We start from the raw sequence: 21,449 nt of genomic DNA on the forward strand, positions 1-21,449 counted from the left end.
GTGGTAATTACAGAACAAGGGATTCGGGCACGTAGACCTGGCCGTCCATCAGGCGACGGGCTGACCGGCTCATCAAGGCTTTTTCCACGACCCATTCGCCGTCGTGTTGCGCCGCCTGTGCGCCGACGTTCAAGGTGCCGGACGGATGCCCAAAACGAATCTCCGCACGGGCGGTGTTGCCCAACAGTTCTGACACCTGAGTGCCGGGAATGGAAGCGGCAACCGCGATGGCAACGGCGCCGGTTCCCGTCATGGCGTGGTGCAGCTTGCCCATTGACAGGATTCGAGCGCAGATGTCGATGGATGCGGTATCGACGGGTTTGCCATCGGACGCGATGTAGCCTGTGGGCTTGGCGACGAAGGCGAGTTTTGGCGTGTGTGGGCGCTTCTCGGTCGCTTCCTGAGCGCTGGCGGCCAGGCCCATCGCAACCGTGGCATGTGCACGGATCGCTTCGCAGCGGGCCAACAGTCCGGCGTTGTTGTTGACGTCCTCCTGCAATTCGTTGCCCTGCAAACCGAGCGCCGAGGCGGCGACGAAGATCGTCGGGTTGCCGGCATTGATCAGCGTTGCCTGTACATCGCCAACCCCGGGCACTCGCAAGGTATCGATACGGTTGCCCGTGGGGAACATGGCGCCGCCTTCGCTATCGGCATCGGCGCCGGGATCCAGGAACTCGAGCTTGACCTGCGCAGCGGGGAACGTCACGCCGTCCAGCGTGAAGTCACCCAGTTCCACCACTTGGCCTCCACTGACGGGAACGTGCGCCACGATTCGTTTCTGGATATTCGCTTGCCAGATGCGAACCGTGGCCCAACCCTCGGCTGGGGCATCGACCAGCCCGCGCTGGATCGCGAACGGGCCGACGGCCGAGGTGAGGTTGCCGCAATTGCCGCTCCAGTCGACCACCGCACCTTCGATGGCGACGGCGCCGAACAGATAGTCCACATCGCAGTCGTCGCGCTCGCTGCGGCTGACGATCACGACTTTGCTGGTGCTTGAGGTCGCTGCGCCCATTCCGTCAATCTGTTTGCCATAGGGGTCTGGGCTGCCGATTACACGCAGCATCAGCGCGTCGCGGGACGCGCCGGGGTGACGCGCGCAATCAGGCAGGTCGTCAAGCGTGAAGAACACGCCTTTGCTGGTGCCGCCGCGCATGTAAGTGGCGCGGATTGGGGCTTGGCGGGGAAGGGGGGGCTGGGTCATGCTGAAACTCCGGGCTTGAATACGATGCAGACTGGGCTGCCGGTATGAACGATCGGTTGAAGTGGGCCGGTACCATCCAGGCACTCGATGACATCGCTGTCTTCGTTGGCGACCAACAGGCGCTGCTGATCAGGCGTCGCCGTAATGAAGCGAGGAATCGTGCCGTGCGTGAGGTACCAGCGTGGGGAAGTCATTCGGCTCCCTTGGACGCTGAACGCAACGACGCTGCCGTGGCCTCGGTTGGAAACAAACAGTCGGTCATCGGACAGCAACACAATGCCGGCGGCGGTGTTGTCGCCCGTGTAGGTGTCCGGCAGGGTCGACAGCCGCTGCGTGGGGGTGAACGTGCCGCTGTCGGGGCATACGGCGGCGGCAAGAACCTGGCTGGACAGTTCCAGCGTGATCCATGCAGTGGCGCCGTCGGGGCTGAAAACGAGGTGACGAGGGCCGCTGCCGGCGGGTAGGCGCGCGTTGCCTTGCCATTGCAACGCGCCCGTTGCCTCGTCGATGCGCACGGTATGGATGGCGTCCGTGCCTTTGTCCGGCACCGCGATCCAGTCGCTGGCAGGGTGGTAGACAAGCTGGTGCGGGTGAGCACCCGTTTGCTGCGTGCGATGCGGCCCGGCGTCTCCGGGCAAGGCGAGCGACGACGCAACGGGCCCCAATGCGCCGTCGGCGAGAATGGGCAACGCGCTGAGGGTTCCGGTGGCGTAGTTCGCCACCATCAGCCAGCGACCTGATCGGCTTACCAGCAGATGCACGGGATTTCTGCCGCCGCAGTCCCTCCGGCCGATAGGTGCTAGCCCGCCGTCCTCCGCTGCCTGGTATGCGCTGACCGTCGTGCCGTCGCCATGCACGGCATAAAGCACGCGACCGCTGAGGCCAAATGCTAGATAGGACGGGTTTTCCGGCGTTGTCTGCTCGCCCAACGAAGCCAACTGGCGTGGGCCGGCGAGGGCGAATACCGCGATACCCCTGCCTCGGCCCTGTCGAGCGGCAGAGCTTCTACAGCCCGTGTATAGGACGGCTCCCGAAGGCCGCCGTTGATCTGGTTGTGTCTCCATTGGATTCTCTAATGTATTTTGTGATTAGATTAATCCGAAAATTGAGCGTGTGCAAAGCCGTCTTTTAGGTCTGCTCCGAGTTTCGCTGCTAGAAATGCCGCTTTGCTCGCGAAGTCCTAGGGAAATCCCTAGATGAGGGGATCGGCTCCAGATCTGTCTTATGTGTACAGATAAATCAATTTGTCGCGCGAACCGTCCAAGAGGTTCTAGTTGTTGGAATCAAGTTTTCGCCCAACCGCGCACAGTTGACCGTGGCTGCGTTGAAGCAGACCAATCTCTTGCGGACAAGCGAATGGAAATTTGCCTCATGGAGGTATCAACGATTCGGCCGCAGGGGAGATGCTTTCGGCAGCCGGCCGAAGGCGGGCGCGGCTGCGGTGTCCAGGATCGTGCCAGCAGCATCACTGGACTAGATGCCGTCTTCCTAGATGGTCGTGCCTTTTCTCTATGGGGTGCTCCTCATGCAATGTGCCTATCGAGGATGCAGATAGTGGATTCAATCTTTTGAATTGGACGCCTCGGGGGGGGCGTCACTAGAGTGTCGGCTCATGGTTTGAAAGAACCGTTGTGCAGACTCGATAACGAAATCAACGCCGTCGCTTGGGGAAATGAATAAATGAAAAAACTTTGCAGAATCTTTTGTGGTGCGCTGTTGACTCTCGCGCTTGCACCGGCTCACGCCGCATGGCCAGAGCGCCCCATCACATTGGTGATCCCGTTTCCACCGGGCGGCGGGACGGATGTTATTGGCCGCATCATCGGGAAGGAGCTTGGCGATAGTCTCGGCGTCAACGTCGTCGTCGAGAACAAATCGGGTGCGGGTGGGAACATCGGTACGCGCTATGTGACGAGTGCCAAGCCCGACGGGTATACGCTGCTGATGGGTACGACCGCCCAGACCATTTCGGCCGCACTCTATAAGGCGCCGGGCTACGACCTTTTGAAGCAATTGGATGCCGTGGTGACGATCAATAGCGGCCCGATGATTCTGTTCTCGCGCAACAGTCTGGAGGTCTCTTCTGTCAACGATCTGATCAGCCTGGCAAAGCAGAATCCCGAGAAAATCAGCTACGCCTCCGCCGGCTATGGGACGTCCTCACACATGGCTGCTGAAGTCTTCACACTGGCGACGGGCATCAAGCTGTTGCATGTTCCCTTTCAAGGTGCAGCGCCCGCGATGAGTAGTGTTGTAGCTGGCCAAGTCGATATCACTTTCGACATGCTGTCCACCGCCAAGCCGTTCGTCATGGACAACAAGGTCAAAAGTATCGGGATGGGTGGTGGCGAACGCTCGCCGTTGATGCCCGAGTTGCAGAGCCTGAGCGAGCAGAATCCCGAGCTGTTGAAGAGCTTCAATGAAACCGCCTGGAATGTGCTCATGGTTCCCAAGGGGACACCGGTGGAGATCCAACAGAAGATCAATGACAAGATCAAGGTGATCCTGGACGACGAGAAAATCAAGGCCCGATTGATGGACATGGGCAGTGTGCCGTTCTGGAAGAACGTGCCGGACTCCGGCAGTTTCGTTGCTGACGATGTGGCCAAGTGGAAAAAGGTAGTTGAAGATGCCAACATCGAGCGGATGTAGTGGGCGTGCCAACAGTGAAGGGCAAGCCCACATTGTGGGCCAGGGCGATCAGCAGTCGTTGCAGGGCTTGCTGGATGCGCTTGCTGAACAGCGCATCGTTGTGCCACTGGATAGAATGGATTTGGTTCTCCACGAGTTCACCGTGTTGCAGCGTCAACGCGCCCTGATCAACGGCGTCGTCGAGAGCGAAGGCCTCTCAGGCATCCACACTGTCATTTCCCGTTCGAGAGGGGCGTTGTGAGCAGGGAACTTTCCATTAGCGAAATGGCGCGCGCGCTGCGGTCTGGCGCCGTCAAATCCGAGCAACTGGTCAGGGCTGCGCTTGACCGAATCAACGCCTGCGACACCCGCATTCATGCGTTCACTCAGTTGAACCGCGAGTATGCCTTGAATGAGGCTCGCGCCTGCGACTTGCGGCGTCGCGAACAGGGTGCCGACAATCTGCCGGTCTTGCACGGAATTCCTGTTGCGGTCAAAGACATCTACGATCTTGCTGGTCAACCGACGACCTGCCATTCGAAGTTGCGTTTGGATCACATCGCCGAGCAGGATGCGGGGAGTGTGCAACGCCTGAAAGATGCCGGCGCGATCGTGCTGGGAAAACTGGCCACGCATGAATTCGCCTTGGGCGGTCCCAGTTTTGATCTGCCATTCCCGCCAGCGCGTAACCCGTGGAGTTTGCGCCATATTCCTGGCGGATCATCGTCGGGGTCAGGCGCTGCCGTCGCGGCCGGTTATACGCGGCTTGCGTTAGGTAGTTGCACAGGTGGTTCGATCCGCATTCCGGCCGCATGGTGCGGCGTCGTCGGCCTGAAGCCGACTTACGGTAGAGTCTCGCGACACGGCGTGTTTCCCCTAGCCTGGACATTGGACCACTGTGGTCCCTTGGCACGCAGTGTGGAGGATACCGCCATCGGGCTACAGGTGCTTGCGGGGCACGACCCGAGAGATCCCGGCAGCGCTGACGAGCCTGTAGATGATTATTGCTCGATGCTGGATATCGGAGTTCGCGGGTTGCGGATCGGCGTGGCGCGCTCGCGGTTTCAGCATCTTGCCCAGACGTCTGCTGAATTCCTTCGAGGCTTTGACCGGGCTAGCCAATGGCTGGCGCAGGAACAAGCCAATATGGTCGAGGTGTGCCTGCCCGACGATGAAGAATGCGTGGCGGTAGGGCGGGTGATCCTGGCGGCCGAGTCTTTTGCGCTCCACGCCAAAGACTTGCGCAGTCGGCCGCTGGACTATGGCCACATTACGTTGTCCCGATTGGTCCAGGGTGCAGCGGTATCTTCCGAAGATTATCTGAATGCCTTGCGCTTGCGCCGTGAACTCGCGGCGCGCATGGACACTGTTTTCGAACGCTGCGATGTGGTGCTCACTGCGGTAACGCTGGACACTGCACCGGCGTTTACTTCGGCGGGGACGGCGCACGGCTGGCCCGCGCAAGCCTATGCGTTTAATGTCACTGGACATCCGGCCATCAGTGTACCGATCGGGCTTTCGTCACAAGGGCTGCCCATGGCTGTCCAAATCGTAGGTCGATATTTCGACGAGGCGCTCGTGCTCAGGGTTGCGCGGGCCATCGAGAAACTCTCTGGATGGGAGGCGCAGCCACTTCCCGAGTTGGAGTCGTGATCCCGAAATTTGTCATCCGGCCATCTGACTTCTCTGCTGCTTCCAACCGAGTGCTGAATCCCGGAAGCATGAGTAGAGGTGCGTCTCGCCTTTGCGCAGGTTGATAAGGCCCAGGTTCAGGCGCGGAGCTTCGATACCAGAGATGGCTCGGACGCCGACTTGCGGGGAAAATCGTTTGGCCAGACTGGCGGGCACGAGAGATAGCCCCAATCCCGCCTCGACCAGAACGATCACGGTCTGCACCTGAACGGCCCTGTGGGTAATATTGGGTGTCAGGCCTTCCGCTTCAAACAAGGCGTCGATCAAGGGCGCCAAGGCAGCCTGGACCTCGCCTGTGTAATGAATGAATGGATAGGGAGCGATCTGCGCCAACGTGACCTCTTCGTTCTCGGCCAGCGGGTGGCTTTGTGGCAGCGCAATGGTTAAATGGTCATCCAGCAAGTGGGTGAAGGCCAGGTCGGAATTCGACTCGGTGGGAAGTCGGCCGAGTCCGGCATCGATCTCGCCTGCCCTGATACGTTCTATCAGCTGTGAGTTCGTGGATTCATGCAGCTCAAGTTTGATCTGTGGGTACTGACCGCAGAATCTGGCCAGAAGCTCAGGTAACACTGTTCGGACGGCAGTTCCAACGAATCCCAGTCGCAACGTATTTCCATCGCCCGCCAGGGCGAGGCGGGCTCTTTCCCGGGCCATGCGCAAGCTCACCGCTGCAGCGCGCAGTTCAACGGCCGCGGCCTGACCAGCAACGGTCAGGTTCACGCCGCGGCTGGTGCGATGGAACAACTGGCAGTCAAACTCCTCCTCCAGCTTTCGAATGGAAGTGGAAAGTGCCGACTGGCTCAGGTGCAGCTTCTGCGCCGCCACGCTGAAGTTGCGGGTCTCGCTCAACACGATGAACTGCCGGATCTGTTTGGCGTCCATAGAATTCTGGTTGTTGATGGCGCAGCTACCGATCGGGTCTGCAGCCTACTGCTCGTTCGTCCACACTGGCGCGCGTTTTTCAGCGAACGCCTTTGCGCCTTCGGTCCTGTCACGGCTCGTGTATAGCGCTTTGACTGCGGGAAAGGCTTTTTGGATGGGGTACATCTCTTCTAGATTGCTGTTTTGGATGCCCTTGTAGGCCAGCTCTTTCGACGCCTTCACGGACATCGGTGAGCATTTCAGTATTTGGTCCGCCCAGCGGCGGGCGGCGTTGAGGGCTTCGCCTCTTGGAACCACTTCATTGACGAAACCCAGCGTCTGGGCTTCTTGCGCCATGACGCGGCGCCCAGTAAGGATGATTCCCATCGCCTGCTTCGTCGGGATTTGCTGCGGCAATCGGAGTATCCCGCCGCAAATCGCGGCCAGTCCCACCAAGGGCTCGGGTAGCGAGAAGAATGCGTTCTCAGACGCTACGATGAGATCGCAGGCGAGGGCAATCTCGAACCCCCCACCCATGGCGAGCCCATTTACCGCAGCAATGACGGGCTTGTTCATGGCAAACCTCGCCGTGATGCCGCCGAAGCCCGCCTCGGGGTAGGTCGTATCGTTGCCGGCTGCTTGGTACTTAAGATCGTTACCTGCGCAGAATGCGTCGTCGCCTGCGCCGGTCAGGATCGCCACCCTCAGATCAGGGTTGTTTTGAAAATCGTCGAACGCTTGTTGCAGCTCGAGGTTCGCTGGCCGATGCAGCGCATTGCGTACTGCAGGGCGATTGATCGTTATGATGCACAACTTGTCTTCGTGAGAGACATTACAAAATTCGTACATGATCTGATGTTCCGTTTTGGTGAGTTCTCGACGCAGGCTGCGGCCTGCGTCGAGACCGACGATCATTCCTGGCGAAGTTTGGTCTTCTGAGATAGGTCGGTGACGGTCTTGATGTCTCCGTTGATCTGATCTTTGAAGACCTCGGGCGAGCTGCCGATGATCTCGAGAGACATGCTGTTGGCGGCCTTGACCAGGTCGTCGGATTTCAGGGCCTTGTCCAACGCGTGGGAAAGGGTGGCGACCACGTCGTTCGATGCTTTTGCAGGCACCATGAGGCCAGACCACATGGGCATGTGGACGCCCTCTATGCCCGCTTCCTCGATGGTGGGCACGTCGGGCAGTGCACTCATGCGCTTGCCGCCTGTGATGGCGATCGCGCACAGCTTGCCGGCCTTGACCTGGGGCAGTTGAACCGGCGAAAGGAACGCGAGGTCGGTTTCCCCGCTGATCACGCTCATCGCAGCGGGCGACTCGCCTTTGTAAGGCACGTGCGTCAAGTCAGTCTTGGTGGCCAACTTGAGCATTTCGCCGATGATGTTGCCTGTGCTGCCGTAGCCCCAGGATGCGTAATTGAGCTTTCCAGGGTTCTCCTTTGCCCGCTTCACCAGGTCAGCAGGAGTCTTGATGCCTGAGCTGCAGGAAACCGCCATCATGAAAGGGACGTTGGTGATCATGCTGATCGGAGTGAAGTCGGTCCTGATGTCAAAGCCAGCCTCTTTGTTCAGCACGGTCTCCGACGCGGTTGAGGTGGTACCGAACAAGAGCGTGTATCCATCGGGCTTTGAGGCAGCTGCTGCGCGCGCGCCGATCGAACCGGATGCGCCCGCCTTGTTCTCCACGACGAACGGCTGCCCCATCACTGCCTGCAGGCTCTTTGCGACGAGCCGCGCCTGGACGTCCGTCGAGCCGCCCGCAGCGAACGGTACGATGATTGTGACTGGCCTGCTGGGATAAGGCGTCTCGGCTGTCGCGGTCGTTGTCCCGAAGCCGGATGCCAGCAATAGGGCCGCAGCCGCGGCTGCGCGCTGTGAAACTCGAATTTGCGTCATGTGTATGTCTCCTCGTAATTCTTTTTGGGGTAGATTCTGTCTGGATCAGTGATCGAGACTTCAGCTTTCAGAATCGGTCGTTAGTGCCTGCTCTGAAGCGATGCCGAATCTGGCAAAGATCTCCGCGTTGTGTTGGCCGATGCCGGGCGGTGCGAAGCGCAAGCTTCCTGGCGTGCGGCTAAGCTTGATGGGGATGCCGGCGCCGCGGTAGCCGTCCATTTCAAGAACCATCTCTCGGTCGCGGGTGTGCTGCAGCTTCAGGGCTTCGTCAACGGTTAGAACAGGGGCGCAGGGCACGCCCGCCGCCATAAGCGTGGAAAACAGGTGCATGCCATCGTGCTCGAGCAGCTTTTCCGCCAGGTGCGCGGTGAGTTGGGCGCGATGGGTCAAGCGGCCGACGTTGGTCGCGTAAGCGGCGTCCTGGACGATTTCCTGGAGGCCAAGATGTCGGCAAAGCGTTGCAAACTGCCGATCATTGCCAACTGCGATGAAGATGGGAATCGTGCCTGTCTGGTATAGGTCGTACGGCACCAGATTCGGATGTCCATTCCCTGTCCGGGGGGCTTCGCCGCCATAGAGCACATTGGCGGCGTGTGGATGAAGCAGGGACAACGCAGTGTCATACAGCGTGGCCTCCACCATCTGCCCCTTTTCGGAACGCCCGCGTTCATAGAGCGCAAGCATGACGCCAAGCGCAGCCTGCATGCCTGTGGCCGCGTCCACCAAGGGGATTCCAATCCGCGCCGCGTTCACAGCGGGATCGCCATTGGTGCTCATCAGACCCGACATGGCTTGAATGGCGGCGTCATAACCTGGCAACCCGCCGAACTGACCCGTCTCCCCAAATCCGGAAATCCGGCAATGGACCAGTCGGGGAAACCTCGCCGACAGCGTTGACAGGTCATCGATACCCCACTTGCGCCAGGTGCTCAACTTGAAGTTTTCGATCAGCACGTCGGCAGATGCCAGAAGCGAAAGGAGTGCGTCGAGCCCGCTGGCTGAATTCAGATCCAGCGCGACATTCTTTTTGTTGCGATTGAGGCCCTGGTAGTAGGGCGCGCTCCCATCCGCGACGGGAGGTCCATAGCGTCTTGTGTCGTCGCCGTCGAAGGCCTCTACCTTGATGACGTCTGCCCCATGGTCACCAAGAATCTGACCTGCATACGGGCCCGCCAGAACCCTTGATGCATCGACGACAACCACGCCCTCGAGCACGGACTGCGTTGCGCTCATAACCAATCTCCCATGAATGTACGGACTTCTTGCGCCTCGGAGGGCACGCGTCACGCCTTGGGCTGGATTCTATGGATGCGCACTTCATGTGTCAACGTGCAGTAATAAATACTGCATAGCAGAATTACAGAGCGGCGGTGCGGCAGGGGAGCAATACGTGATGGGGCGGGAGCATGCTCTACACTTCCGGCGTCGACTTCTACGGATAAGTGTCTTGGCTCGAACTTCAAACTTATTGACCGACCTGCGCGCGACGCTGGACGAGAAAAAGGATTCAAGGCATTTCGTCACGGCGCTGAGCCGCGGCTTGGATATCCTTGCGCTGTTCACGCGTGACGTCACAGCAATGGGCAACGAGGAAATCGCGCGCAGCACAGGGCTCGCCCGGTCGACGGTGACACGCTTGACCTACACGCTGGCAACAACGAAGCACCTGGTGTATGACAGTGCGCTCAAGAAGTACAAGCTGGGTCCTGCGACGATGTCATGGAGTTACGCTGTCATGGACAGCGTCGCAGGTGTCCAGGCGTTGAGCCCTTTTTTGCAGGACTTCGCGGACCAGATGAGGGCCTCCACGGTCGCGCTCAATATTCAGGCCGGCTCGGAAGTAATCTATGTCGCCCGCGTATCGGGACCTGCCCAGGTGCAGATGAGAACGGGCATCGGGACTCGGCTCAAGCTTTGGCAGGCTGCGGCTGGTAGAGTCTTCTGGTCGATATCTGATGAAACCAGGAAGCACGAGGTTCTACAGGAATTGCAGAACCAGCCAAGCGACATTCGGGACCGGATCGTGGAAGAAATGGAGGCGGCCCAGGCCGAATGGGACCGTTACGGATTCTGCACGAGCATCGGCGCCTGGCGTCTTGGAATCAACGCTGTCGCATGCCCTTGCGGAGATGGTTCAGAGAACGGTTGGAAGTACGTAGTGTCTTGTGCAGGGATGAGCGAGGAATACGATTTGGAAACGCTCAAGCACAAGATTGCTCCGCAGTTGAAAGACTTTGCGCGTTTTCTGGCGCCCAAGCTCGCTACTTGCTGATTCGCCACAGGTGGCTGATCGGTTGAGGCTATGGCAGTTTCGGCGAGCCCGCGACTTGCGCGTGCAGCAGGACTTTGATTGAACTGAGCCGCGTCCGCGCCGGAGTGCAGAAGCTGCTGCCCAGTTGGGCAACAGCGTCTTGTGTGGTGCCGCCTAATGGTTGCGGTCGCGGCTTGCCGGATGCCTGGCGGACGGTTACTGGGTTCGGAGCGACCCAAGATTTGCGCTGATCCAAGACGCGACGTCGGTAACCGGAATCCCTCTGCGCTGATTGAACGTCTCGCTTTTGTCCCACGACATACCCCTACCTTGTGCAAAGGCTGCGCGGTATTTACTCATCATGTTCTGCGGGTCGCGCGACAGTTCATCCAGCAAATATTCGACGCTCCAGGCCGAACGGGTGAAGGGACGGCCGAGGCCCGCTTGCAGTTTGTCGGCGACTTCGCCGTATGTCACGGTGTCGCCGGCCAGATAAACGATCTCGTTCCGGATGCGAGGCGTTGCGAACACGATTTCGGCGGTCAGCACGCCAATATCATCGGGCGTCGTCAGTGTGACGGCGGTGTCGAGCGTGCCAAGCCCATGGACGGCATCGTTCTGTAGGTCAACGACGCCGAACTCGGGCTCGAACAGGTAACTCATGAACATGCCGGTCGAGATGATGACCCACTCGGTCTGGTGCTGGCTGCGCAGCAGTTCGCGCACGTCCAACTGTGCGTCGAAGATGTCTTGCGGGCCGCCACGACCGATCACGTCAAAGTCGACTCCGAATTGCCACGGGAAATACCGCGGGATGCCTGCCTGCAAGGCGGCGCGGGCAAGCTTCATCGGCGTGTCGATTCCCGCTGCGTAGCCGGCACATCCGATCACGGTGTCATACCGCGCAAATACAACCGCCAGCTCATCGATGGAACTCCTTACAAGATCGCCTACAACGATTTCAATGCCGAGGCCTCGGATCTCCGCGATATCATTTTGCTTGCTTGGCTCGCGCGACTCGACGGCGCTTGCGCGCAGCAGCACGCTGATCTTTGCGCCCTCGACGTCTTTGGCTTTACGCGCAAGATTGCGTAGCACCGGGAGACCGAGTTCGCCTGCCCCAAGTACAAGGATGTTTTTAGACGTAGAGTTAAGGTCTGTTTGGTTCATGGTGAAGCCCTCTTCAGATTTCGATGAGGCAGTCTAGCAACGCTTTATCGTGAATGTAAGAAGGTACACGCGTGATACTGGGAGCTGCATGTGATGGATCGAGACGAAATTCTCCGATACTCACAGACCGTTTGTGACGGCCTGCGAGACGATGACGATGGGCTGCGGCGAGAGGTACTCGCACATGCTGGTAGCCGCTGGTCTCTGGGTGTTGTCCACACGCTCGGCGTTTATGGAAGGCTGCGGCATGCCGAGATCGGCAGACGCATGCATGGAGTCACGCAACGAATGCTGACGCTCACCTTGCGGCAGCTCGAACGGGATGGCTTAGTGTTGCGGCATGACTTCGAAGAGGTGCCTCCCAGAGTCGAATACGAACTCTCTGATACAGGCATGGAGTTGCTCGTCCGCATGGTCCCGCTGTGGACCTGGATTGTCGAGAATGCGGACCGCTTCCGAGAAGCGCGGCAAAAGTTTGACAGGCTCCAGAGTGACGGTGGGAAAGGCCACTCTACGTGAGCTGTTCTGGCCGGAGGGGGCTTGTCGCAGATCTACGCGAAAGACGCTTCTTGGCACAAAGCGGAGCGCATCGCCGCGCAGGGGAGTTACAGCGGGCGAGCCATGCCGCAAATGCTGGCTCGCCCCTGGCCTACTTGGTTTCGATATTCGCGACAGCAGAGACCTCGAGCATCATTCACACAGAGCGAAGACTGTGCACTTCCTACGGCTTCTTCGGAAAAAAGGTCGATCGCCCGGAACGTCACCCGCGCTTGCCCTTCGAAGTTGCCGGCTTGTGATTGCCCTTGTTCATCAGCTAAGCCGATCCGGCCGGATGGCGCCTGCGCAGGCATGCTGACCGGTCGGAATGTACATATTGGAAATTGAGCGTTTGATACGCAAGGCTCTGTTGTGTTTAACGCAAGTCACCTACTGCCTTGGCAACGTTAAAGTTCTGACGCCTCATGCCGTATTGGTGGTACCTCGACATTTACAGAAAGGAGCAATTATGGCGATAAACAGCATCAGTGGTACTTCTCGGATCAGCAGCCTCGCGGACCTGTGGGCAGAAAAGATCCAGGCCAACAAGGAAGCCAAGGGGGGCTCGCGGCAGGACGCAGTTTCGGTGTCAGAGGAAGGCAAGATCCGCGTTAATAATCCTGCCGCCGCTAAAGTGGCAAACGCACAGGCTGCCGAGGAAACCGACAACGAGGACGAGTTCACTCGCCAGATCAAGCAATTGCAGAAGCAGCTCAAGCTCATCATGGACCAGATCGCCAAAATTAAGGCGAGCGGCATGTCGGACGAGATGAAGGCGCAGCAGATGATGGCGCTCAATGCCCAGGCAGTGCAGATTCAAGGCCAGATCACGAAAGTGCTTGCGCAGCAGGCCAGCGCCGCGAAAAAGAACGGTGGGGTGTCCGCGACTGCCTGACCCTTCGCGAATTTTACCGGTGTGGGGCGCTCGAACCTTCGAGGCGCATCGAAGTGGAACTATCGCGCGGCCTTCGCGAGTGTCCATTCCATGACGTTGCGCCTCACACCGCTCCGCTGCCCTAAAGGCAGGATCCCAACTTGTGTGACGTAATCAGGCCGATGTCAGCGGCGCATCTCCCGCATTTTATTGTCCTGACGATGATGTCATTCCCCACTCGCACTGTCACTTTCTACGGCCTCGTCCGGTATAGACAGTAATGCCTCCGCATTCGGCGGGCGACGACGGGTCTCATCATGAAAGTTGCCTCACGCTCTATCGGTTCCCCATCCGGAAGCACGTCCAGCGACGCCTCGCCGCGCAAGTGGTTCTTTGTTATTCACGGCTGGGCGGGTCTGAAGCTAAGCGTGCTGATGGCGTTTATCTGTTTGACCGGAACCCTTGCGGTCATCTCGACCGAGCTGGATTGGCTCGTCCATTCTGAAATGAGAGTCGAGCCCGCATCGAGTTTGGCGAGTTGGGGAAAGATGGCCGGCGCCGCCCAGGCCGCGCATCCCGACTGGACGTTGCTATCGTTCACCGCGCCTTACGCCTCACGCTTCGCCGCAAGGGCGTTGATGCGCACGCCGCAGGGCGAACAGCGGTTTGTGTGGGTGGATCCTTACCGGGCGGTCGTGACGGGCGACACGTCCTGGTTCAACATCCAGCGCTGGTTGCGCAACACGCACCGGCATCTGTTCTTGCCGACCCAATGGGGGGTGCCGTTGGTGTCGGCGCTTTCGCTGTTGCTGATCGCGCTGGTGGTCACCGGCCTAGTCATCTACAAGCGCTGGTGGCGCGGCTTTCTGGCGTGGCCGCGCTGGGGAAAGCGCCGGTTGGCCTGGGCCGACGTGCATCGGCTGGTTGCGGTCTGGAGCTTGTGGTTCACCTTGCTCATCGCCGTGACGGGCCTGTGGTACTTGATCGAGTCCCTGGGAGGGCATGCGCCGCCGTTGCCGGCGCTGTCGTCCAAGGAACCCCGCTCTGCATCTGCGCCGCTACACCCAAGCGAGATTGACGCGGCCGTGGACGAAGCGCAACGTGCGTGGCCCGGGCTGACCATCCGCGTCCTGCGTCTGGAGGCGGGGGGCAGGGCGGTGCAGCTTGAAGGGCAGACAGACGCCTGGCTGGTGCGTGACCGCGCCAACGCCATTCGCATTTCTTTGCCTAGCGGGGCGTCCACCCGCCGCAGCGCGGACGAGCTCGACGTGCATCAGCGCATTTCAGAGCTGGCCGACCCGCTGCATTTCGGTGCTTTTGGCCCCTGGCCCGTACGCGCCATCTGGTTCCTGTTCGGTTCCATGCTGACCGCGCTGAGCGTGACGGGTGCCTATCTCTATGGGCTGCGCATCGCGGGCGCCAGCGCCAAGATCCGCGCCAAGGCGGGGCATGACGGGCCGCCGGCCTTGCCGCTGCGCGAAGCCTGGGCGGGCATGCGGCAATGGCGGTGGGTGGCCGTGATCCTGCTGGTGATGTCGCAAGGCTTGTTTCTGGGGGAGGCGATGGGCTGGCTGCATCTTTTCTGACCGCCGGAATTTGAAGGGCTGCGACGCGCGCGGTGGGGCAAGCGCCAAGGTTTCCAGTATTATTAACGGCTCTCATTCGCAATTAGATTTGTTTGCAGATCCTGGTGCCATGTCTCAATCTTGCGCGTCCCGTCCTTCGGCCTTGAACGGTCTGTATGTCGATCATCATCAATGGCTGTGTGGCTGGTTGCGTAAACGGCTGGGCAACGCATGGGATGCCGCGGATCTCGCGCATGACACGTTTCTTCGCGTGTACGCCAGCAACCGCTCGCTGGAAATGCCGGAACCCCGGGCATTCCTGACCCATGTAGCCAAGGGGCTGGTGGTGGATCTGTGGCGGCATCGCAATGTTGAAAAAGCCTATGCCGAATCGATCGCGGCCTTGCCTGCCGACACCGTTCCCTGCGCAGAAAAGCGCGCCCTTATTCTGGAAGCGCTGTCCAGCATCGACCGCATGCTGGACGCCATGCCCGTGCGGGTGCGCAATGTGTTCCTGCTGGCGCAGCTGGACGGCTTGAACTACGCCGATATTGCCGCTGAGCTGGGCGTGTCCGTGCGCACGGTCAACCGCCACATGCAGCAGGCCTACCTGGCGTGCCTGACCGCCATCGATGCATGACGGCCGGACACATTCCTGATGCGCTGCTGGCCGAAGCGGCAGGCTGGATGGCCCGGTTGCACGACGCGCCGGACGATGAAGCCAACTTGCGCGCCTTGCATCGCTGGATGGCAAGTAGTCCCGCGCATGCCCAGGCGTGGGAGAAGGCCGAGCGTGTCATGGGCACCTTCGGCCAGGTGCCGCCGGCCATGCGCGCACAAGCGCTGCAAGGGCTGGCCCGGCCGGACCGCCGCCGGATGGCGCTACGGCTGCTGGGTCTGATCGCCGTTGCGCCCGTATCGTATCTGGCCTGGCGTACCCAGCAGTCCGATCTGGAAAGCGGCACCGGCCAGATCCGCCAGGACACGCTGGCGGATGGCACGACGTTGACGCTGGATACCGGCACACGTCTGGACATCCGGTACACCGACACCCTGCGCGCCGTCTGGCTGCGGGCAGGGCGCGTGTATGCCGCCACGGCGGCAGACGCCGGCGGGCGCGCACGACCCTTCATCGTCCAGACGCCGATGGGCGCCGTGCAGGCGCTGGGCACGCAATTCACGGTCAGCCTGCAAGATGACGGCGTGGGGGTGAACGTGTATGACGGCGCCGTACGGGTGAGCCCCAGCGGCAGCGCTGGCAGCCAGATCGTGCCCGCCGGACGACGGGTCCGTTTCAATGCGGGGGGCATGCTCAGCGAGGCGGGCTTGTCCGAGTCGGCGCCTGCTTGGACTTCTGGCGTGCTGACGGCCGATGACATGCGGCTGACGGACTGGGCAGCGGCCATGGCGCGATATCGCGCGGGCGTCATCCGATGCGCGCGCGACGTTGCGGACCTGCGCGTATTCGGCTCGTTTTCGGTGTTGGATACCGATACCAGCCTGGCGCTGTTGGCGCGGACATTGCCGGTGCAGATCGTGTTCAGGACCCGCTATTGGGTGGAGATTCAGGGGCGCAGCGCTTGACGCGCGCATAGGACCGCCGCAAGCCGTGTTGCCGCCATGGCATGTTTTCCGGCGTCCTACGGTGTACAGGATATAGGCCTTGAAACCGCATCGGTATCAGGCCGGGTCCTACCCGGACCATTACCTGCCTTCTCCCTGATATTTCTCTCTTGCGGCGTCTTCCTCATGTCCCATTCCCGTTCCTTCGTGGTTCGCACCACCACGATGCTTTGTCTTTCCGTCCTGCTGCCGTTGACCGGCACCGCCGCGCATGCGCAGCCCGCCGCTGAACAGGCGGCCACGCGCGACTTCCGGCTGGCGCCGGGCACGCTTGGGTCGGTGCTGGCGCAGTTTGCGACGCAGGCGGGCGTGCGCTTGTCGTTTGGCGGCGGCATGGTGCAAGGCTTGCAGTCGCCCGGCTTGAATGGCAGCTACACCGTGGAAGCGGGCTTTGCCGCGCTGCTGTCCGGCACCGGTTTGAGCGCCGTGCGCGCGGGCGCCAATGAATACACCTTGTCTGCGGCCGCTGCGCCGGTCGCGCAGCTGGAAGCGGTGACGGTCACGGCGGCCTACTCGGGCGGGCTGATGCCGGCCTTCGCGGGCAACCAGGTGGCCAGCGGCGCCAGCGCGGGCATGCTGGGCGAAAAAAGCATCATGGACACGCCGTTTTCCATCACCGCCTACACCAGCGCGCTGATGCAGCAACAGCAGGCGCAAAGCGTGGCGGATGTCGTGTCCAACGATGCGTCGGTGCAGAACACCAACCCGCGCACCAGCCGCTTCGATCAGTTCTCAATTCGTGGCTTTCCCGTGTTGAACAGCGACATCGCGCTCAATGGGCTGTACAGCGTATTGCCGACCTACGCCCTGGCCGTGGAAAGCCTGGAACGCGTTGAAGTGCTGAAAGGCCCCAACGCGCTGTTGAACGGCATGCCGCCCTCTGGCGGCGTGGGCGGCGCCATCAACGTCGTGCCCAAGCGCGCAGGCGATACGCCGACCCGGCAGGTGACGGCCAGTTATGGCACTGACGATGTCGCGGGTGGCCACGTTGACCTGGGCCAGCGTTTTGGGGACAAGGGCGAGCTGGGCATCCGCGTCAACGGCGCGTACAAAGGCGGCGACACGGGCGTGGGGTCGCAGCATACGACGCGCGGCCTGATGACGCTGGGCATGGACTATCGCGGCGAACGCACGCGCTGGTCCGTCGATGTCGGCCATCAGGGCCGCAAGGTGGACGCGCCGCAGGAGCGTGTGGGCGTGGCAGCCGCCGCACCCGTGCCTGACGCACGCCGCGTGGATCGCGGCTACGCGCCTGACTGGACGTATTCCAACTCGCGAGACAGCTACATTGCGCTGCGCGCAGAATACGACGTGACCGACAGCACGATGGTGTACGGCGCATTCGGTGCGCGCGATGGCGACTACAAATTCCTGCGCATGAACGTCACCGTGCGCGATGCGGCCGGCAACTTTGGGTCCAGCCCCAGCTACTTCCTGCGCGACGAAAACGTGCAGACGGGCGAAATCGGTGCGCGGACGCGCTTTGCCACGGGCGCGATCTCGCATTCGGTGGCGTTCAGCGCCACGCAGTTCGAAAAGACCTTCGGCAACCTCAGCTACGATTTCGCGCCGGTTCAATCCAACCTTTTCTCGCCCTTGCCGACGACGGCGCCGTCGCTGGCGGGCTTGAGTTCTGACATCCCCCGGTCCGGCAAGTCTCGCCTGACCAGCATCGCGCTGGCCGATACCTTGTCCGCGTGGGACGAGCGCGTGCAGCTGACGGTAGGCGGGCGTTCGCAGCGGGTCGTGACGGATCAATACGATGAAAGCGGCAGCCTGACCAGCCGCTATGACGAGCGCAAGATCACCCCGGCCATCGCGCTGCTGGGCAAGCCGTCGCAGCACGTTTCCCTGTACGCGAACTACGTCGAAGGACTCAGCGAAGGACCCACGGCGCCGTTGACCGCCGTGAACGCCAACACGGTGTTTGCGCCGATCAAGTCCAAGCAGATCGAAGCCGGCGTGAAGGTGGAATACGGTGACGTGGGCGCGACCCTCAGCGCTTTCCAGATCCGGCGTCCCAGCGGGCTGACCGATCCGGTGACCGGCATCTACTCCGTGAACGGCATGCAGCGCAATCGCGGGCTGGAACTCAACGTGTTTGGCGAACCCGTGTCCAATGTGCGCCTGCTGGCGGGCCTGATGTATCTGGATGGCCGACTGACGAAGACAGGCAATGCGCTGACGGAAGGCAATGTGGCGCCGGGCACGCCGCGCTACAGCATGAACGCGGGCGTGGAATGGGATACGCCGTTCCTCCCCGGGTTGACGGTGACGGCGCGCGCCTTGCGCACCACCTCGCAGTATCTGGACGCTGCGAACAACAAAGAGATTCCTGGCTGGACGCGGGTTGACGTCGGCGCGCGTTATGCGTTCCGCGCAGGCAACACGCCGGTCACACTGCGCGCCACGGTGGAAAACGTCTTCAACAAGGCTTACTGGGCCTCAGCATCTTCCAATGGACTGACGATCGGTGCGCCGCGTACGGTGCTGTTGTCTGCGACCGTGGACTTCTGACTGACGAGAGTTTCCAGGCCGGATCGGGGGGGGCACGAACGCTGATCTCGGTGGCGGTAATCAGCATGGGCAGAAGGAAAAGGGCGTAAATGGTGGGACATCGTGGTCCGCCGCGCGAAGTTAAATTTGCATCGCTGGTGACAGTCCACTTCTGGCGCGAGCTCCCGTTGATGACGGGCCCTTCCCGTGCGGCGCAGTCGGGCCGAAGAAAGGTAAGAAGGTCGAGAAGCAGCCAGCATTCCCGGGCAAAGGAAAGGAGCGCGAGGGTTTTCTCACTGCCGGTCAGTGGGACGCGCTCGCTTCAGGCGGCCGAGCATGAGCACTGGCTCCGTGTGGTGGGCTCCAGATAATTGCCATTGGCCATTGACCAGAACTAACAGCGCATGGTGACGCCAGTCTCGCCACCTTCCGATGTTGACGACTGATCGCCATTGAGTTGGTAGGCGATCATCGCTTTGGGAGAGAGCAATGCAACTAAGTTTCAGTAGTGCGTGAGCAGGAGAAAGGCGGATGCAGGACGACGTCCAAGACGCACCGGTGGTACGTGAGGTGGGCGGCCTTTATCGAGCCGCTACCCCCCAAGAGTTGCTACGCGCGGCTGCGCATCAATTGGAGGGGGCGCTGAATAGGCGGTTGCCAGTGGCCAAACCATCGGCCGCGATCGACTATATCGTGACGCGGCTGGCGCTGTCGGACGTCGAGGTGTTCGGCGTAATGTTCCTTGATGCGCAGTTGAGAATGATCGCCTTCGAAGAAATGTTCAGAGGCACGCTGTCTGAGACGAGCGTGTATCCACGCGAGGTCGTCAAGGCGGCTATTCGGCACAACGCGCATTCCATCTTGATTGCCCACAACCATCCTTCGGGTTCGTCACAGCCAAGCAAGGCGGACGTTGAGGTTACGCGGCGCTTGAAGGAAGCCGTGGCTCTGGTGAATGTCACATTGGTCGATCACGTGATCGTGGCGGCAGGTAGCGGCCACTCTATGGCGAAGATGGGCTGGATCTAGACTTGCCTGTATGCGTCCAACAGCCGAAGACCGAACGGTCTTCGGCTGTTTTTTTACGCGGCTAGTAGCTGCTTGGCGGTTAGCCTCTTTTGAAGCTCCGCCGGCGCCACGGCTCCCGAAAGCAGTCTTTCCAAATATTCGCCCAGCTTCGCCCATGCTGCTTGTTTCTCGTCGGCGTAGTCGTAGAGCTGGTAGTGCCGCCTGACTCGGTTCTTGCCCGTGTGAATAACGTGATTTTGGCAGCGGTCGATGATGTTTGGATCGATTCCTAGCGACTCCATGATCGTCGACCCCGTCCGCCGTAAATCATGAGGCGTCCAATTGCCGTTTTGGCCTTTGCCGAGAACCAGGGAGTTGTCCGAAGCGCGACGTGCTTTGGGCTTTCCGTTGAGCATGGCTTGCCGATCTTTGATTTGCTTAGTAAAGGCCTGCTTGTACATCGGTTGGTCCACCTCCGCGTCATCATTGTCGCGCGAAGGTAGGAGCCAGCGGGATGATCCTGCCAGGCTAACAAGGGTCTTGAAATGCTTGACTGCGAAGGGTGAAAGGAAAACCAGATGGTCGCGCTTCTGTGATTTTCTGCCCTTTACGTTCGCCTTAGGAATGAACCACGTGCCTTCTCGGAGATCGAGATGAGTAATTTCAGTTAAGTGCAATTCCCCTATCCGGCATAGCGTGCTCAAACAGATCCAGGAGACTGCCTGCAACGCCTTGGACGGAGGCTTCCTCTTTCGCTTGTCATCCGAAGCGAGATACTGCTCCTCCAACTCGCGGTATCGAGTCTGGAGCTCGACAATCTCGATGGGAGGGAGAACGCGTTCGCGCGCGTTATCCGGGTCGTAATCGTCCGCCAGGAGCACCCCGAGTTCAACCAGCTCAACCGGATTTCCTTCCGAAAGCAGCTTTCGCCATGGTTGGCGCTTCTCTGCCCAATGGAACATCTGACCCAGTATTTGGTAGGTCACCTCGGCAAGCCGATTGCAGCCGCGACCGACAATCGAGCGGATTACTCGCTCAATATCCTTCTCGCGAATTGATCGCACGGGAGTATCACCGATCAAAGGAAGCACGTCTTTTTCAATGATGCGCTTCACTTCGGTGTTGCCATCTGCTCGCTTCACTCCCGATTCCAGCCACCTTTTATACATCTCATGGAACAAAAGGGCGTCGGTCGTGGCCTCTTGTTCAGCGGCGGTTACCGCGGCAGATTCCGCTGCCATAGCTTCCTGCACCTGGGCTTTTTCCAAGTCGCGGACGGCCGACGGATTGCGGCCCGCCTTGATGTCCGCCCGCGCTTTGTTCCTGGCGGAGCGGATCTCGTCGAGGGTGCGTTCTGGCCATGAGCCGCAGTAGAATCTCTTTACCTTGTCGCCCATGCGGTAGGCGTATCGCCACACCACGGCCATCGTGCCGCGCTGAATGCGGATCTCCCCAGTCAGGCCGTCTCCATCGGCCAGGTGATCACCGGCCCATTCCGCCGGCACCGCTTCCAGTTCTTTGACGGTCCACCGCGCACCTTTTCCGCGTTTTGGGTATCTCGTCATATTTCCTCGAATCTCTCCATTCTTCTGTCTCAAGCGCCATATGGGACAACATATGGGACAACATTTTTGCGGCT

At 60.5% G+C, this 21,449-nt stretch carries 19 protein-coding genes; 11 read left to right on the forward strand and 8 right to left on the reverse strand.

Annotated elements, in window-relative coordinates:
- Positions 1 to 7: 7 nt before the first annotated feature.
- Together prpF and SB816_RS19635 are read right to left on the reverse strand one after the other, a co-directional pair.
- Positions 8 to 1,204 carry a 2-methylaconitate cis-trans isomerase PrpF gene (gene prpF / locus SB816_RS19630; protein WP_006383835.1) on the reverse strand — a complete coding sequence of 399 codons (1,197 nt, stop codon included), beginning with the start codon at positions 1,202 to 1,204 and terminating at the stop codon, positions 8 to 10.
- Positions 1,201 to 2,268 carry a lactonase family protein gene (locus SB816_RS19635; protein ID WP_262761357.1) on the reverse strand — a complete coding sequence of 356 codons (1,068 nt, stop codon included), beginning with the start codon at positions 2,266 to 2,268 and terminating at the stop codon, positions 1,201 to 1,203. Before SB816_RS19635 ends, prpF begins: the two co-directional genes overlap by 4 nt.
- Before the next feature lie 616 nt (positions 2,269 to 2,884).
- On the opposite strand from SB816_RS19635, the gene SB816_RS19640 reads away from it, so the two are divergent.
- From SB816_RS19640 to SB816_RS19650, 3 genes are read left to right on the forward strand one after another with little or no spacing between them, the layout of a single operon-like run.
- Complete coding sequence (locus tag SB816_RS19640) at positions 2,885 to 3,856, forward strand: tripartite tricarboxylate transporter substrate binding protein (RefSeq protein ID WP_006383837.1); 972 nt, start codon at positions 2,885 to 2,887, stop codon at positions 3,854 to 3,856.
- Positions 3,828 to 4,097 (forward strand): hypothetical protein, encoded by a 270-nt coding sequence (locus SB816_RS19645; protein ID WP_157140411.1) that lies wholly within the window; start codon positions 3,828 to 3,830, stop codon positions 4,095 to 4,097. Before SB816_RS19640 ends, SB816_RS19645 begins: the two co-directional genes overlap by 29 nt.
- Positions 4,094 to 5,488, forward strand: coding sequence for an Asp-tRNA(Asn)/Glu-tRNA(Gln) amidotransferase GatCAB subunit A (locus SB816_RS19650; protein ID WP_006383838.1), 1,395 nt, complete (start codon positions 4,094 to 4,096; stop codon positions 5,486 to 5,488). The genes SB816_RS19645 and SB816_RS19650 overlap by 4 nt, the downstream gene beginning before the upstream one ends.
- 12 nt (positions 5,489 to 5,500) lie before the next feature.
- Here SB816_RS19650 and SB816_RS19655 read toward each other — a convergent pair whose 3' ends face one another.
- Genes SB816_RS19655 through SB816_RS19670 form a run of 4 tightly spaced genes read right to left on the reverse strand, consistent with a single transcriptional unit; the run spans position 5,501 to position 9,519 of the window.
- Entirely contained in the window at positions 5,501 to 6,409 is a 909-nt protein-coding gene (locus tag SB816_RS19655; RefSeq protein ID WP_269875123.1) for a LysR family transcriptional regulator, read from the reverse strand.
- Positions 6,410 to 6,454: 45 nt separating this feature from the next.
- A complete protein-coding gene (locus tag SB816_RS19660) occupies positions 6,455 to 7,303 on the reverse strand; it encodes an enoyl-CoA hydratase-related protein (protein WP_232295933.1) in 849 nt (282 codons plus the stop codon).
- Positions 7,300 to 8,286 (reverse strand): Bug family tripartite tricarboxylate transporter substrate binding protein, encoded by a 987-nt coding sequence (locus SB816_RS19665; RefSeq protein ID WP_006383841.1) that lies wholly within the window; start codon positions 8,284 to 8,286, stop codon positions 7,300 to 7,302. The genes SB816_RS19660 and SB816_RS19665 overlap by 4 nt, the downstream gene beginning before the upstream one ends.
- Before the next feature lie 60 nt (positions 8,287 to 8,346).
- Positions 8,347 to 9,519: a CaiB/BaiF CoA transferase family protein gene (locus SB816_RS19670; RefSeq protein ID WP_006383842.1), complete on the reverse strand. Its 1,173-nt coding sequence runs from the start codon at positions 9,517 to 9,519 to the stop codon at positions 8,347 to 8,349.
- A 235-nt stretch (positions 9,520 to 9,754) separates the two neighbouring features.
- Between SB816_RS19670 and SB816_RS19675 the strand changes: the two genes are divergently transcribed.
- Positions 9,755 to 10,558, forward strand: coding sequence for an IclR family transcriptional regulator (locus SB816_RS19675; protein ID WP_006383843.1), 804 nt, complete (start codon positions 9,755 to 9,757; stop codon positions 10,556 to 10,558).
- A 195-nt stretch (positions 10,559 to 10,753) separates the two neighbouring features.
- Here the strand turns inward: SB816_RS19675 and SB816_RS19680 are convergent, their stop codons facing one another.
- Positions 10,754 to 11,707, reverse strand: coding sequence for an aromatic alcohol reductase (locus tag SB816_RS19680; protein WP_175236162.1), 954 nt, complete (start codon positions 11,705 to 11,707; stop codon positions 10,754 to 10,756).
- A 93-nt stretch (positions 11,708 to 11,800) separates the two neighbouring features.
- Between SB816_RS19680 and SB816_RS19685 the strand changes: the two genes are divergently transcribed.
- The 7 genes from SB816_RS19685 (at position 11,801) to SB816_RS19715 (ending at position 19,831) form a co-directional block, all read left to right on the forward strand.
- Entirely contained in the window at positions 11,801 to 12,226 is a 426-nt protein-coding gene (locus tag SB816_RS19685) for a winged helix-turn-helix transcriptional regulator (RefSeq protein ID WP_006383845.1), read from the forward strand.
- Positions 12,227 to 12,572: 346 nt separating this feature from the next.
- On the forward strand, positions 12,573 to 13,139 hold the full coding sequence (locus SB816_RS19690) for a FlxA-like family protein (RefSeq protein ID WP_232295934.1): 567 nt from the start codon (positions 12,573 to 12,575) through the stop codon (positions 13,137 to 13,139).
- A 296-nt stretch (positions 13,140 to 13,435) separates the two neighbouring features.
- Positions 13,436 to 14,704 (forward strand): PepSY-associated TM helix domain-containing protein, encoded by a 1,269-nt coding sequence (locus SB816_RS19695; protein ID WP_006383847.1) that lies wholly within the window; start codon positions 13,436 to 13,438, stop codon positions 14,702 to 14,704.
- Between the two features lie 109 nt (positions 14,705 to 14,813).
- The gene (locus SB816_RS19700) at positions 14,814 to 15,323 is read left to right on the forward strand and encodes a sigma-70 family RNA polymerase sigma factor (protein WP_006383848.1); all 510 of its coding nucleotides are present in this window, start codon (positions 14,814 to 14,816) and stop codon (positions 15,321 to 15,323) included.
- Complete coding sequence (locus SB816_RS19705; protein WP_006383849.1) at positions 15,320 to 16,267, forward strand: FecR domain-containing protein; 948 nt, start codon at positions 15,320 to 15,322, stop codon at positions 16,265 to 16,267. Before SB816_RS19700 ends, SB816_RS19705 begins: the two co-directional genes overlap by 4 nt.
- A gap of 165 nt (positions 16,268 to 16,432) precedes the next feature.
- Entirely contained in the window at positions 16,433 to 18,823 is a 2,391-nt protein-coding gene (locus SB816_RS19710; RefSeq protein WP_410547387.1) for a TonB-dependent siderophore receptor, read from the forward strand.
- A gap of 510 nt (positions 18,824 to 19,333) precedes the next feature.
- Positions 19,334 to 19,831: a JAB domain-containing protein gene (locus tag SB816_RS19715; protein ID WP_006383851.1), complete on the forward strand. Its 498-nt coding sequence runs from the start codon at positions 19,334 to 19,336 to the stop codon at positions 19,829 to 19,831.
- A gap of 53 nt (positions 19,832 to 19,884) precedes the next feature.
- On the opposite strand, the gene SB816_RS19720 is transcribed toward SB816_RS19715, so the two are convergent.
- The gene (locus tag SB816_RS19720) at positions 19,885 to 21,375 is read right to left on the reverse strand and encodes a tyrosine-type recombinase/integrase (protein WP_080564176.1); all 1,491 of its coding nucleotides are present in this window, start codon (positions 21,373 to 21,375) and stop codon (positions 19,885 to 19,887) included.
- Between the last annotated feature and the right edge of the window lie 74 nt (positions 21,376 to 21,449).

Origin of the sequence: Achromobacter sp. SIMBA_011 (assembly GCF_046535435.1) — a bacterium.
GTDB classification, from domain to species: domain Bacteria; phylum Pseudomonadota; class Gammaproteobacteria; order Burkholderiales; family Burkholderiaceae_B; genus Achromobacter; species Achromobacter dolens.

Coding starts and splice junctions, on each gene's coding strand:
- prpF (WP_006383835.1), bottom strand. CDS start 1,204: ATGACCCAGCCCCCCCTTCCCCGCCAAGCCCCAATCCGCGCCACTTAC.
- SB816_RS19635 (WP_262761357.1), bottom strand. CDS start 2,268: ATGGAGACACAACCAGATCAACGGCGGCCTTCGGGAGCCGTCCTATAC.
- SB816_RS19640 (WP_006383837.1), top strand. CDS start 2,885: ATGAAAAAACTTTGCAGAATCTTTTGTGGTGCGCTGTTGACTCTCGCG.
- SB816_RS19655 (WP_269875123.1), bottom strand. CDS start 6,409: ATGGACGCCAAACAGATCCGGCAGTTCATCGTGTTGAGCGAGACCCGC.
- SB816_RS19660 (WP_232295933.1), bottom strand. CDS start 7,303: ATGATCGTCGGTCTCGACGCAGGCCGCAGCCTGCGTCGAGAACTCACC.
- SB816_RS19665 (WP_006383841.1), bottom strand. CDS start 8,286: ATGACGCAAATTCGAGTTTCACAGCGCGCAGCCGCGGCTGCGGCCCTA.
- SB816_RS19670 (WP_006383842.1), bottom strand. CDS start 9,519: ATGAGCGCAACGCAGTCCGTGCTCGAGGGCGTGGTTGTCGTCGATGCA.
- SB816_RS19680 (WP_175236162.1), bottom strand. CDS start 11,707: ATGAACCAAACAGACCTTAACTCTACGTCTAAAAACATCCTTGTACTT.
- SB816_RS19685 (WP_006383845.1), top strand. CDS start 11,801: ATGGATCGAGACGAAATTCTCCGATACTCACAGACCGTTTGTGACGGC.
- SB816_RS19690 (WP_232295934.1), top strand. CDS start 12,573: ATGTACATATTGGAAATTGAGCGTTTGATACGCAAGGCTCTGTTGTGT.
- SB816_RS19695 (WP_006383847.1), top strand. CDS start 13,436: ATGAAAGTTGCCTCACGCTCTATCGGTTCCCCATCCGGAAGCACGTCC.
- SB816_RS19700 (WP_006383848.1), top strand. CDS start 14,814: ATGTCTCAATCTTGCGCGTCCCGTCCTTCGGCCTTGAACGGTCTGTAT.
- SB816_RS19705 (WP_006383849.1), top strand. CDS start 15,320: ATGACGGCCGGACACATTCCTGATGCGCTGCTGGCCGAAGCGGCAGGC.
- SB816_RS19710 (WP_410547387.1), top strand. CDS start 16,433: ATGTCCCATTCCCGTTCCTTCGTGGTTCGCACCACCACGATGCTTTGT.
- SB816_RS19715 (WP_006383851.1), top strand. CDS start 19,334: ATGCAGGACGACGTCCAAGACGCACCGGTGGTACGTGAGGTGGGCGGC.
- SB816_RS19720 (WP_080564176.1), bottom strand. CDS start 21,375: ATGACGAGATACCCAAAACGCGGAAAAGGTGCGCGGTGGACCGTCAAA.